A 12,230-nucleotide genomic window follows, 5' to 3' on the forward strand; every position below is an offset into this window, starting at 1 on the left:
GCGTCAAGGCCGCGCTCCCAAGACCCACGCCTGACAGACCACGGCGACGGCGCGGACAGCCCGAGCACCGACGCCGCCCCACCCGCGGACCCGACCACAAGAACCGCCGACCCAGCCCGAGCACCGACGCCGCCCCGGACGCGGGCCCGACCGCCCAGCTACCCGGCCTGGGCAGCACGACGCGCCCGGACCCGAGGGGGTCCGGGCGCGTCGGCGGGTCAGCTCAGGCCGACTTCTCGACCGGGAGCTCGGCGCAGTCGCAGGACGTGTCGAGCGCGACGACGCCGTAGGTCCAGCCGCGGCGCCGGTAGGCGACGGACGGACGGGAGGTCTCGACGTCGACGAAGAGGAAGAAGTCGTGGCCGACCATCTCCATCTCGTACAGCGCGTCGTCGACGGTCATCGGCTCGGCGCTGTGCAGCTTCTGCCGGATGACGACGGGCGAGTCGCCCAGGGTCGTCTCGACGGCCTCGCCGGGCTCGCTCGGCGCGGTGGGCGCCGGCGGCGGGGGCGGGGCGTCCCTGACCGGGTCGTAGGGACGGACGTCGACGGGCGGCACGACGGTGTGGTTCCGGTGGTCCTTGCGACGGTCGCGGGCGCGGCGGAGCCGCTCGGCGAGCTTCTCGACCGCGAGGTCGAGTGCACCGAACCGGTCGTCGGCCGCGGCCTCGGCCCGGACGACGGGCCCCTTGGCACGCACGGTGAGCTCGACCCGTTCGCGGACCCCGGAGAGCCGGGGGTTGTTCTCGTGGGTGACCTCGACGTCCACGCGCTGCGCCGTGGGCGCGAGCTGCTGGACCTTGGCGAGCTTGTCCTCCACGTGCCGGCGGAAGCGGTCTGCAACTTCCGTGTGCCTGCCGACGACGACGATCTCCATGTGAGCCTCCGCGAGGATCTGTGCGGCCCCCGGATCGATCGACCGGGCGCCTTCTCGGATTCGGTGGGGCACCCGTGCGGGGTGCCGGTGGGGCTACCACCTCCTTGCGGCCCGACCGGGCCGCGCGCTCGGTACGATCGCGCGGCGTCCGTCCGTGTGCTGCACGTCCGTCGTCCGCGGCGACTGGCCCTCAGCGTAACCCCGTCCGGACGGTGTCGGCAGCACCAACGGACGGTGAACGCGAGGACAAGTCGGCCCGCGGCTGCCGGTGCGGCGGACCGGCTCGACGGCGGCCTGCCGGGTGCTCATCGTCGCTCGCCCGGGGCGGGTGTCACGGCCAGCACGAACGCCCCGAGCACCGGCATCCCGGCGGTCGCCAGGGTGGCCTCGCACGCGGCGAGGGTGGCGCCGGTCGTGAGCACGTCGTCGACGAGGAGGCACGTCGCGCCCTCGTCGAGATGACGACGCGCGCGGGCACCGCGTGCCGGCCCGACGGCGTCGAGCCGGGCTCCCCGGGCGCGTGCGCCGAGGCCGACCTGATCCTGGGAGCGCCGCACCTGCACGAGGAGCGCGGCGGTGCGCGCGGGGCACCCGGTCGCGGCCAGGCCGGTCGCGACGGACCGGGCGAGGCCCGCGACCGGGTCGCGACCACGCGCGCGGCGGGCCGCGCCCGACGACGGCGCGGGGACGACGAGGACCGGTCCGCGGACCGCCGCGGCGAGGATCGTCGCGAGCCGTTCTCCCGCGCGTCGGGAGGCCTCACCGAGCGGCCTGTCGAGGTCGCCGCGGCCGCGGTCCTTCCACGCGACGACCACGTCCCGCAGCGGCCCCGTGTAGTCCGCCGGGGACCACACGGGCAGGGGTGCGACGCCGTCGAGCCGGTCGAGGCGCGGCGCGCCGTGCTCTCGAAGGCGCAGCGGCGCGCCCAGCGGTGCGAGACAGGTCGTGCACCACGGGACGTCGGGCGTCGCGCAGCCGGGGCACGCGACCGGCAGCACGAGGCGGGCGAGGTCGTCGACGGCGGTGCGCAGCATCCGTCGAGCGTGCCGCCCGGCCGGTCCCGGTGGGAGTCGCACCACCACCGCTGTGGACGGGCACGCGGAGAGTGGGCCTGTGGACGCCCAGCTCCGGCGCGTCAGCCCGGATACGTCGGCAGCCGTACCTCGGTCGTCACCTGCGTCCACAGCGAGGACGTGCCCCGCGCGAAGAGCTTCCCGTCGCTCGTCGCGACGAGCATCGTGCCCACGCCCGTGCCGGACGCGAGCGCCACCGCGTTCTCCACGGGCGACGTCGGCCGGCTGCGCCCCCCGACGGGGACGAGCTGCACGACGGGCGCCGTCTCGTCCGCGGTGCGCCCGAGCACCCCGAGGAGCGCCCGGTCCACCCACGTGACCTGGGTCGCGGAGGTGATCGGCTGGCCCACCCGGACGGCCTCGGACAGGTCGGTGGGGCGACCGTCCTCGTCCCGCACGACCCCCGCGACGTGGATCTGGGACCCGCCGGCCGCCTCGCTGACGACCGCGACCCGTGCGCCGTCGGGAGCGACGCGCAGCGACATGACCGTGCGGCCGTCCAGCCACGGCACGGCGACGGACGACACCGTGCCCTCAAGGTCGACGACCTGCAACGACCCGTCCTGGATCTGCGGCCCGCTCCACACGAACCCGAAGCGGTCGATGCTCGGTGCGAGCAGGTCGTCCCCGGTGAGCAGCGTCGTCGCCCCGGACTCCGCGGTGGGCGCGTTCACCAGCCGGCTCGAGCCGTCGCGCACGACGAACGTCGCGTCCGACGACCTGCCCCGGAACGCGAGCGCCGTCGGCTCCAGGCCCACCAGGGGGGCCACCGCGGCGACCGGCTCCGTCGCCCGACCGTCGAGGCTCATGATCTGGTCGCCCGCGAGCACGACGGGGTCGTCGGGCGTCGTCGCCGCGGTGATGGGCGAGTCCTCGACGGACGGGAGCACGGTCCCGTCGACCTCGATCTCGACGGTCCCGCCGAGAGACGCCCGGAGCTGTGCGAGAAGAAGGCCGCGATCCGCCGGGGAGGCCGCGAGGACGGCATCGTTGAGCGGCACGGAGACCGCACCGGCGTCCTCGGCGGGGACCGCGGTGATGCTCAGGGCGGTGCCCTCGGGCGCGACCGTGACGACCGAGGCGGCCAGCCACGGGGAGGGCCCGGCGAGCGTCTCGCGCACGGCGAGGGTCTGCCAGTTCCGGCTCGGGAACCAGCGCGCGTCCGGGACGAGGTACTCACGGTCGGGCGTCGGGAAGTAGAGGTTGACCGGGAGGTAGGTCAGCTCGAAGTTCGTGGGCGTGATCGTGAGCCCGTCGTCGACGGTCTCGATGCGCCACTGGTCGTCCTCGTCGCGCACGAGCCCGTACGCGACCACGGTCTCCGTGCCGGGAACCTGCTCGGTGTACACGCCGTGCTCGTCGACGACGCCGAGCACCGTCGCCGTCGCGCGCACCGTCGTCATGCCGTCCTCCAGGGTCGCCTCGTCGACGACGAGCTCGGGCTCGGCCTCGATCACGGCGACCTGGGCGAGCGGAGACCACTCCTGCTCCGCCGCGGGCGTGAGGAACTCCGTCGCGACGTCGAACGAGCTCGACGCCCCTTGGGCCTGTGCCGCGAGGAATCCGTTCACGATCTGTTCCGGTGAGGCGTCGTCGCGCGGCGAGGCCGCGCTGACGAACGGCCGCCCCGGATCCTCCACGATGGCCTCGCCCTCGGTGACCGGGCCGGACGTGGGGATCGACGCGCACGCCGCGAGGGCGGCGACCAGCAACGCGGAGCAGGCCCCCACCCCGCCGCGGCCCGCCCGACGGCGCAGCGTCCGGTGCGCGGTCATCGCGCCTCCCGCAGGTCGGAGGGCGGGCCGGCGGCCGGTTCGGCGCCGGATCCCGCCCCGGTGTCGGTGTCGTGCGGGGTGTCGCGCGGGATGACGACCGGGATGCCGCCTGTCACCGAGGGCAGGTCCGCAGGCCCCACGGTGCCGTCCACGTCCTCGACGACGGGCGCACCGGAGCTCCACGTGGTGGCCAGCCCGCGACCGGTCGCCGCCTCGGTGACGAGCGGCAGCGGGGAGGACTGCAGGCGGATCCCGGCGCGGCGCGGCAGGGTCAGCCGGAAGCTCGCCCCGCGTCCGGGCCGTCCCCACGCCTCGAGCCATCCCCCGTGCAGGTGCGCGTCCTCGAGCGAGATCGCGAGACCGAGGCCGGTCCCGCCCGTCGTCCGCGCGCGCGCGGGGTCGGCCCGCCAGAACCGGTCGAACACGTGCTGCACCTCGTCCGCCGTCATGCCGACGCCGTGGTCGCGCACGAGGACCGCGACCGCGTGCCCGTCCCCCGCGACCGTGACCTCCACGGGGCTCTCCTCCGCGTGCTCGATCGCGTTCACCACGAGGTTGCGCACGACGCGCTCGACGCGGCGCGGGTCGACGTCCGCCGTGAGCCGCTCGTCGCCGAGGTGGACGGACAGCCACACGCCCTTGCGCTCGGCGAGCGGCGCGGCGTGGTCGACGGCCGCGACGACGACGTCGCGCACGTCGCGCCGCTCGGCGTCGAGGACAGCGGCCCCGGCGTCGAAGCGGCTGATCTCGAGCAGGTCCGCGAGCAGGTCCTCGAACCGGTCGAGCTGGGTCTGCAGGAGCTCGGTCGACCGGCGCGACACGGGGTCGAAGTCCTCGCGCGAGGCGTGCAGCACCTCCGACGCCATGCGGATCGTGGTGAGCGGGGTGCGCAGCTCGTGGGAGACGTCGGAGACGAACCGGCGCTGCAGCATCGACAGCTCCTCCATGCGCCCGATCTGGTCCTGCAGGCTGCGTGCCATCTCGTTGAACGTGTGCGCGAGCGAGGCCATCTCGTCGTGGCCCTTGACGGGGAGCCGCTCGTCGAGGTGGCCGTCGGCGAGCCGCTCCGCGACGCTCGCCGCCTGCCGCACGGGCAGCACGGCCTGTCGGGTGACGAGCGCCGTGATCCCCCCGAGCAGCGCGAGGAGGACCAGGGCACCGACGAGGAGCACGGACTGGAGGAAGCTCAGCGTCTCCTGGTCCGCCTCGAGGTCGTAGAGGTAGTAGAGCTCGTACGTCCCGGCGACGGGCACCTCGACCGTGGACCCGACGACGATGCCCGGCAGGACCGGCGAGCCCGGATCGGTCGGGTCGAGCGGGATCGCGACGGACTGGAGCCGCTGGTCGCCGTCGGCCGCGACGGTCGCCGCGCGCATCTCGGGCGACACGATCCCACCGAGCTGGTCGTTCGACGAGAGGTTGAGCAGGCCGACCGGGCTCTCGCCCGCCGCCTGCCACAGGAACACGTCGCGCGACGCCGACCCGCTGGACTGGAGCATCGAGAACAGGTCGTACAGGAGCGACTGCGCCTCGGTCACGGTCGCCGTCGGCGCCGAGTCGAGCGTGCGGCGCACCTGCTCCGTGGACTGCGCGCTCTCGAGGTCGATCTCCGCGCGGCGCCGCTCGAACAGCCCGTCCCGCATCGAGTCCGACAGGTACGCCCCGAGCGCCGCGACCGTCACGATCCCGACCACGAGGGCCGACGTCACGACACGGAGCTGCATCGACGAGCGCCACCGCCACACGGCCCGCCGGACGGTCGCGCGCACGCGCCGGCGGGCCCGGCGCCACACGTCCCGCGAGCGCCAACCGGTGCCGGTCGCCTGACTCACGTGCGCGCCGTGCCCGCCTTGTAGCCGACGCCGCGCACCGTCAGGACGATCTCCGGGTTCTCCGGGTCGTGCTCGATCTTCGACCGCAGCCGCTGGACGTGGACGTTGACGAGCCGCGTGTCCGCGGCGTGCCGGTAGCCCCACACCTTCTCGAGCAGGATCTCGCGCGTGAAGACCTGCCACGGCTTGCGCGCGAGCGCGACGAGGAGGTCGAACTCGAGCGGGGTCAGCGCGACCTGCTCGCCGCCGCGCGTGACGCGGTGGCCGGTCACGTCGATCTCGACGTCGCCGATCGACAGGTGCTCCGGCGCGGGCTCCTCCGTGCGGCGCAGGCGCGCCCGGATGCGCGCGACGAGCTCCTTGGGCTTGAACGGCTTGGAGATGTAGTCGTCGGCGCCGGACTCGAGGCCGATCACGACGTCGAGCGTGTCGCTCTTGGCCGTGAGCATGATGATCGGCACGCCCGACTCCGCGCGGATCAGCCGGCATACCTCGGTGCCGTCCTTGCCGGGGAGCATGAGGTCGAGGAGCACGAGGTCGGGCTGGGAGCTGCGGAACGTCTCGAGCGCGAGGTCGCCGTCCGCGCAGAACACGGGTTCGAATCCTTCCGAGCGCAGGACGATGCCGATCATCTCGGCCAGGGCGGTGTCATCGTCGACCACGAGCACGCGAACCTTCATGCGGGACATCCTGCCATCGACGGAGCTCAGGACCGGGCGGGGCGCGCGTACTAGGGTGGCCTCGCCGCCGGTGCCCAGGCCCGGCGCACACCGATCGCACGAGCCGACCGCGAGGACCAGCAGCCCATGAGCACTCCCGACGCCTCCGGCGCGCCGGACGGCGCCACGCCCGCCCACGGCGGGGGCCCGTCGGAGCCGGCGCCGCCCACCGCCCCCGACGGCTGGGGGGCGCCGGCCTACGGGCAGCCCGGCTACGGTCCCGCGCCGGGTCAGCAGCCGCGCTACGGCCAGTACGCGCCGGGCCACGAGGAGCCGGCCACCGGGCAGCCCGGGTCTTCGCAGCCGTCCACCGGGCAGCCGTCGTACGAGCAGCCGTCGTACGGGCAGGGCGCACCCGGGTACGGGGGAAATCCCGGGTACGGGCAGCCGCAGCAGGGCGCGCCGCAGTACGGGCAGTCGCAGTTCGGCCAGCCGCAGTACGGGCAACCCCAGTACACCGTGCCCGGGTACGGCCCCGGCCCGGCCCCCTACGCTCCGGTCGCCGCCAAGCCCGGCATCGTCCCGCTGCGCCCGCTCACCCTGGGCGAGATCTTCGACGGCGCGTTCGGTGCGATCCGGCATAACCCGCGCGTCATGCTCGGCATGAGCACGCTCGTCGTCGTCGCCGCGACGGTCGTCGGCGCCCTCCTCGGTTTCGCGTTCTCCGGCTACGTCGCCGACCTGTTCTTCGCGCTCCCCGAGGAGTCGGGTCTCGGGGGCATGGAGAACGAGTTCGCGATGCTCTACTCGAGCACGATCGGCACGGGGCTCACCACGAGCCTCGCGACGCCGATCGTCAGCGGGCTTCTCACCGTCTCGATCGGCCAGTCCGTCATCGGCCGCAAGGCCACCATCGCCGAGGTCTGGGCGCAGGTCGGTCGGCGGGCGTGGTTCCTCATCGGCTTCTCGCTGCTCCTCGGGCTCGCGTGGGCGGTGGCGCTGACCCTCATCGTCCTGGTGGTCGCCGCCGGGTTCGCGGTGACGACGGGTCTGGGGGTCGTGCTGCTGCTGCTCGCGATCCCCGGCGCACTCGCCCTGCTGGTCTGGGTCGGGACGCGCACCGGGCTCGTGCCCCCCGCGCTCGCGCTCGAGGGACAGGGCTTCTGGTCCACGGTGCGGCGGTCGTGGCTGCTGACCCGCGGGAGCTTCTGGCGCCTCTTCGGCATCTACCTGCTCGCCTACGTCGCGATGTACGTCGTCGTGCAGATCATCGCCACGCCGTTCAGCTTCGCGAGCACGTTCCTGCTGGCCGCGGGCCAGGTCTTCCTGGCCAACGCGCTGGTCGCGCTCGGCATCGCCGTCTCGACCGTCGTCATGACGCTCTTCGTCGGCAGCGTCGTCGCCCTCCTGTACATCGACGTCCGCATGCGCCGCGAAGGCTTGGACGTCGAGCTCACGGCCGCCGCGAACGAGCAGCCCCCGGCATGACGGTGCGGTCGCTCGCGGCCGACGTGCCCGTGCAGCCCGGCGCGGACGAGGCACGCCGCTGGCTCGTCGAGGAGCTCGCGAAGCCCGACTACCGCACCGACCCGTCGCTCCTGCAGCGCTTCCTCGAGTGGCTGGCCAGCCTGTTCGACGGTGCACCCTCCCTCGACCTGGGCGGCCCGCTGACGGCGGTGGTCGTCGTCGCGGCCGTGCTGCTCGTCGCAGGGATCGCGTACTGGGTCGCCGGGCCCGTGCGCCTGTCCCGCAAGGCTCCCGCGTCCGCCGTCGTGCTCGACGACGACAGCCGGACGGCCGCCGAGATGCGCGCCGCGGCCGACGCGGCCGCCGCTGCGGGCGACTGGGCGACGGCCGCGCTCGAGCGGTTCCGCGCCGTCGTGCGCTCGCTCGAGGAACGCGCCCTGCTCGACGAGCGGCCCGGCCGCACCGCGTGGGAGGCCGCCACGGCCGGGGGCGAGCGCCTGCCCGACGTCGCGGACGGGCTCGCGCGCGGCGCCCACCTCTTCGACGACGTCGCGTACGGCAAGACCGCCGTCGGCCCCGAGGGGGACGCGTTCCTGCGCGCCCTCGACGAGCGCACGCTCGCGGCGCGCCCCGCGCTGCGGCCGGAGCTCGCCACCACGGCGCCGAACCCTGGAGGTGACGACGCGTGAGCGCGACGACGCCCCCTCCCCCGACCACCGCGGCCGCATCCACTGCCACGCCGAACCCGTCCGCGTCCCCCACGACAGGCGGCGGCGGGCAGCGCGCCGTGACGACGGCGCACGTCCCCGTGGTGGGCGACGGCACCACCGCAGGCTCGCGCGCACGCACCCGCTGGCGGCGCGCGCGCTGGCCCGTCACGGTGCTCGTCGTGCTGCTCGCGCTGGCAGGGTTGTCCGCGATCGCCCGCCCGACGACGTCGAGCACCCCCCTCGCCCCCGACAACCCCGGCCCGAACGGGGCGCGTGCCGTCGCGGAGGTGCTGCGCGACCAGGGCGTCGAGGTGACGTACGTGCGCACGACCGCCGACGCCGTCGCCGCGGCGTCCGAGGGCAGCACGCTGCTCGTCGCGGAGAGCGACTTCCTGCTGGACGAGCAGGCCGACGCGCTCGTCGCGACGCCCGCCGATCTCGTGCTCGTCAGCCCCGGCGACCACCTGCTCGAGGCCGCGACGGGCGGAGCCGCCGAGCTTGCCTACGACTGGCCGGACGGGTCCGCGACCCGCTCCCCGCGCTGCGAGGACCCCGCCGCGCAGGCCGCGGGCACGCTGCGTTCGGACGGCGTCGGCTTCCACGCGCTCGACGGCGGGGCCGTCGTGTGCTTCCCCTCGCCGGACGCCCCCGACCTCGGGGCCTACCTGGTGCACAAGGGTGCAGCACGCACCGTGCGGGCCGTGGACACCACCGCGATCCTGCGCAACGACACGATCACCGAGGACGGGAACGCCGCGCTCGCGCTGTGGACCCTCGGCGCGCACGAGCGCCTGGTCTGGCTCGTGCCCGACCCGTTCGACACGTCGCTCGTCCAGGGCGACGAGGAGCCGACGCTCGCGCTGCCGCCCTGGACGGGCGTCGTCGGGCTGCAGCTGCTCGTCGTCGTGCTCGCCGTCGTAGTGTGGCGCGGGCGCCGGCTCGGGCCGCTCGTCACCGAGGACCTGCCGGTCGTCGTGCGCTCCGCCGAGACGACGCGCGGCCGCGGCCGCCTGTACCGTCGGGCCGGGGCTCGCGGCCACGCCGCGGCCGGGCTGCGCGCGAGCACCGCGGACCGGCTCGCGAACCGGCTCGGCCTGCCCCGCTCGGCGGACGCCGCGACGCTCGTGGACGCCGTCGTGCGCGCCACCGGCCGACCGGGCGAGCAGGTCGCCCACCTCCTGTACGGACCACCACCCGCCGACGACGCCGCGCTGCTCGAGCTCGCGCGTCACCTGGACCGCATCGAGAGCGAGGTCTACCACTCGTGACGTACCACCCCGAGGGCCCGACGCCCCAGCCCGACCGCTACGCGCCGCCGCCCGCGCCACAGGACCCGGGCGTCGCGGACCGCGTGAGCGCGGCGGCGGGCGCGCCCGACCAGCAGCCTGGCCCGCAGGCTCCGGGGCCGCAGGCACAGTACGGGCATGCGTCCGCACCGGCCGCGCCCCCGGCCCCCGTGCACGACGCGCCGCCCGCGCCGTCGCTCGAGCTGCGGCAGGCGCTCGCCGCCGTGCGCAGCGAGGTCGGCAAGGCCGTCGTCGGCCAGGACGGCGCGGTGACGAGCCTGCTCATCGCGCTCCTGTGCAAGGGGCACGTGCTGCTCGAGGGCGTGCCGGGCGTCGCGAAGACGCTGCTCGTGCGCACGCTCGCCGCGTCGCTCGACCTCGGCACCAAGCGCGTCCAGTTCACGCCCGACCTCATGCCGGGCGACGTCACGGGCTCGCTCGTGTACGACGCGCGGACCGCCGAGTTCTCGTTCCGCGAGGGCCCGGTCTTCACGAACCTCCTGCTCGCGGACGAGATCAACCGCACGCCGCCCAAGACGCAGGCCTCCCTGCTGGAGGCGATGGAGGAGCGCCAGGTGTCGGTCGACGGCACCCCACGCCCGCTGCCCGACCCGTTCCTCGTCATCGCGACGCAGAACCCCGTCGAGTACGAGGGCACGTACCCCCTCCCCGAGGCCCAGCTCGACCGCTTCCTGCTCAAGGTCGTGCTGCCGCTGCCCGAGCGCGAGCAGGAGATCGAGGTGCTCGCACGGCACGCGGCCGGGTTCAACCCGCGCGATCTCGCGGGCGCCGGGGTACGCCCGGTCGCGGGTCGCGAGGTGCTCGACCGGGCGCGCGCCGAGGTCGCGCGGGTCCAGGTCGCGCGCGAGGTGCTCGGCTACGCCGTCGACGTGTGCCGCGCGACGCGCCACTCGCCGTCGCTCTCGCTCGGTGTGTCCCCGCGCGGCGCGACGGCGCTGCTCGCGACGTCGCGTGCGTGGGCCTGGCTATCCGGGCGCTCGTACGTGACGCCCGACGACGTCAAGGCCCTCGCGCACCCGACGCTGCGCCACCGCGTGCAGCTGCGACCCGAGGCCGAGCTCGAGGGCGTGACGGCTGAGAGCGTGCTCGACACCGTGCTCGCGTCCGTCCCCGTCCCCCGCTGAGGCGTCGCTCGTGGCCCTGACGTGGCGCGCCGTCGTGCTGACGGCGCTCGGGATCGTCCCCGTGCTCCTGTTCCCCGTCGCGGGGACGGTGCTCGTGTGGCTGCTGCTCGTCGTCGTGCTGTGCGGGCTGGACGCCGGGCTCGCGGCGTCGCCGCGGCGCGTCGCGATCGAACGGCGTGTCCCGGGGTCGGTCCGGCTCACCGACACGACGACGTCGCGCCTGACGCTGACCAACCTCGCGCCCCGGCGGCTGCGCGCGCTCGTGCGCGACGCGTGGCCGCCGTCGGCGGGGACCCAGGTCAACCGGCACGCCGTCGACCTGCCGCCCGGCGAGGCGACGCGCGTGACGACCGTGCTCGTGCCGACGCGCCGGGGCGAGCGCGTCGCCGACCGCGTGACGATCCGCTCGTTCGGCCCGCTGCGCCTCGCCGCGCGCCAGGCATCGATCCCCGTCCCCGGGCGGCTGCGCGTGCTGCCCGAGTTCGCCTCGCGCCGCCACCTGCCGAGCCGCCTCGCGCGCCTGCGCGAGATGGACGGCCGCGCCGCGGTCCAGGTGCGCGGCGAGGGCACCGAGTTCGACTCGCTGCGCGAGTACGTCATCGGCGACGATGTCCGGTCCATCGACTGGCGGGCCTCGGCGCGCGGCCGCGACATGGTCGTGCGGACGTGGCGCCCCGAGCGCGACCGCCGCGTGCTCATCGTCGTCGACACGTCGCGCACGTCCGCCACGCGGCTCGGCGACGCACCCCGCCTCGACGCGAGCATCGAGGCCGCCCTGCTCCTGGCGGCGCTCGCCGGGCGCGCCGGCGACCGCGTCGAGCTCATCGCCTACGACCGCACCGTGCGCTCCCGCGTCGCCGGGGCCGCCGGCCCGCGCCTCATGCCCGCGATGGCCGACGCCCTCGCCCCGATCGAGCCCGCTCTGCTCGAGACCGACTGGCCCGGCCTCGTCGGCGCCGTCCACGAGCGTCTCTCGCAGCGCGCGCTCGTCGTGCTCCTGTCCACGCTCGACGCCGCCGCCGTCGAGACCGGCCTGCTGCCCGTCGTCGGACAGCTCACGTCCAAGCATCAGGTGGTCCTCGCCGCCGCGGCGGACCCCGACGTCGTCGCGCTGCGCGACGACCGCAGCGGTACCGCGGAGATCTACGACGCCGCCGCGGCCGCGCGCGGCGAGATCGAGCGTGCTGCCGTCACGACCGTCCTGCGCCAGCGCGGCGTCGAGGTCGTCGACGCCCTCCCTGACGACCTCGCCCCCCGCCTCGCCGACACGTACCTCGCCCTCAAGGCCGCCGGCCGCCTCTGAGTCCGCCGAGGTAGAGCCCTGGTCTGCCGAGGTAGAGCCGTGGTTCTTTGTCGGACGGCGGTGGTCGTGTTGGGTGGTCGGGGTGGGTGGGGGCGCCGCGTCT

At 75.2% G+C, this 12,230-nt stretch carries 10 protein-coding genes; 5 read left to right on the forward strand and 5 right to left on the reverse strand.

What is annotated here, in order from left to right; translation table 11 throughout:
- Positions 1–223: 223 nt before the first annotated feature.
- The 5 genes from hpf to mtrA form a co-directional block, all read right to left on the reverse strand.
- A complete protein-coding gene (gene hpf / locus AC4H2H_RS19365) occupies positions 224–877 on the reverse strand; it encodes a ribosome hibernation-promoting factor, HPF/YfiA family (RefSeq protein WP_494372464.1) in 654 nt (217 codons plus the stop codon).
- A gap of 305 nt (positions 878–1,182) precedes the next feature.
- Positions 1,183–1,911 (reverse strand): ComF family protein, encoded by a 729-nt coding sequence (locus tag AC4H2H_RS19370; RefSeq protein WP_494372465.1) that lies wholly within the window; start codon positions 1,909–1,911, stop codon positions 1,183–1,185.
- Positions 1,912–2,012: 101 nt separating this feature from the next.
- The gene (locus AC4H2H_RS19375) at positions 2,013–3,725 is read right to left on the reverse strand and encodes an LpqB family beta-propeller domain-containing protein (protein WP_494372466.1); all 1,713 of its coding nucleotides are present in this window, start codon (positions 3,723–3,725) and stop codon (positions 2,013–2,015) included.
- Positions 3,722–5,557: an MtrAB system histidine kinase MtrB gene (mtrB, locus tag AC4H2H_RS19380; protein WP_494372467.1), complete on the reverse strand. Its 1,836-nt coding sequence runs from the start codon at positions 5,555–5,557 to the stop codon at positions 3,722–3,724. The genes AC4H2H_RS19375 and mtrB overlap by 4 nt, the downstream gene beginning before the upstream one ends.
- Positions 5,554–6,237 (reverse strand): MtrAB system response regulator MtrA, encoded by a 684-nt coding sequence (mtrA, locus tag AC4H2H_RS19385; RefSeq protein ID WP_494372468.1) that lies wholly within the window; start codon positions 6,235–6,237, stop codon positions 5,554–5,556. The genes mtrB and mtrA overlap by 4 nt, the downstream gene beginning before the upstream one ends.
- 126 nt (positions 6,238–6,363) lie before the next feature.
- Between mtrA and AC4H2H_RS19390 the strand changes: the two genes are divergently transcribed.
- Genes AC4H2H_RS19390 through AC4H2H_RS19410 form a run of 5 tightly spaced genes read left to right on the forward strand, consistent with a single transcriptional unit; the run spans position 6,364 to position 12,127 of the window.
- On the forward strand, positions 6,364–7,704 hold the full coding sequence (locus tag AC4H2H_RS19390) for a glycerophosphoryl diester phosphodiesterase membrane domain-containing protein (RefSeq protein ID WP_494372469.1): 1,341 nt from the start codon (positions 6,364–6,366) through the stop codon (positions 7,702–7,704).
- Complete coding sequence (locus AC4H2H_RS19395) at positions 7,701–8,372, forward strand: DUF4129 domain-containing protein (RefSeq protein WP_494372470.1); 672 nt, start codon at positions 7,701–7,703, stop codon at positions 8,370–8,372. The genes AC4H2H_RS19390 and AC4H2H_RS19395 overlap by 4 nt, the downstream gene beginning before the upstream one ends.
- Positions 8,369–9,661 carry a DUF4350 domain-containing protein gene (locus AC4H2H_RS19400; RefSeq protein ID WP_494372471.1) on the forward strand — a complete coding sequence of 431 codons (1,293 nt, stop codon included), beginning with the start codon at positions 8,369–8,371 and terminating at the stop codon, positions 9,659–9,661. The genes AC4H2H_RS19395 and AC4H2H_RS19400 overlap by 4 nt, the downstream gene beginning before the upstream one ends.
- Positions 9,658–10,824, forward strand: coding sequence for an AAA family ATPase (locus AC4H2H_RS19405; protein WP_494372472.1), 1,167 nt, complete (start codon positions 9,658–9,660; stop codon positions 10,822–10,824). Before AC4H2H_RS19400 ends, AC4H2H_RS19405 begins: the two co-directional genes overlap by 4 nt.
- Before the next feature lie 10 nt (positions 10,825–10,834).
- The gene (locus tag AC4H2H_RS19410) at positions 10,835–12,127 is read left to right on the forward strand and encodes a DUF58 domain-containing protein (protein ID WP_494372473.1); all 1,293 of its coding nucleotides are present in this window, start codon (positions 10,835–10,837) and stop codon (positions 12,125–12,127) included.
- The last annotated feature ends 103 nt before the right edge of the window (positions 12,128–12,230 follow it).

The sequence above is a fragment of the Cellulosimicrobium sp. BMG9.22 genome, from assembly GCF_059159975.1.

Bases quoted from the DNA above. Each gene is read 5' to 3' on its own strand.
- hpf (WP_494372464.1), bottom strand. From the start codon at position 877: ATGGAGATCGTCGTCGTCGGCAGGCACACGGAAGTTGCAGACCGCTTC.
- AC4H2H_RS19370 (WP_494372465.1), bottom strand. From the start codon at position 1,911: ATGCTGCGCACCGCCGTCGACGACCTCGCCCGCCTCGTGCTGCCGGTC.
- AC4H2H_RS19375 (WP_494372466.1), bottom strand. From the start codon at position 3,725: ATGACCGCGCACCGGACGCTGCGCCGTCGGGCGGGCCGCGGCGGGGTG.
- mtrA (WP_494372468.1), bottom strand. From the start codon at position 6,237: ATGAAGGTTCGCGTGCTCGTGGTCGACGATGACACCGCCCTGGCCGAG.
- AC4H2H_RS19390 (WP_494372469.1), top strand. From the start codon at position 6,364: ATGAGCACTCCCGACGCCTCCGGCGCGCCGGACGGCGCCACGCCCGCC.
- AC4H2H_RS19395 (WP_494372470.1), top strand. From the start codon at position 7,701: ATGACGGTGCGGTCGCTCGCGGCCGACGTGCCCGTGCAGCCCGGCGCG.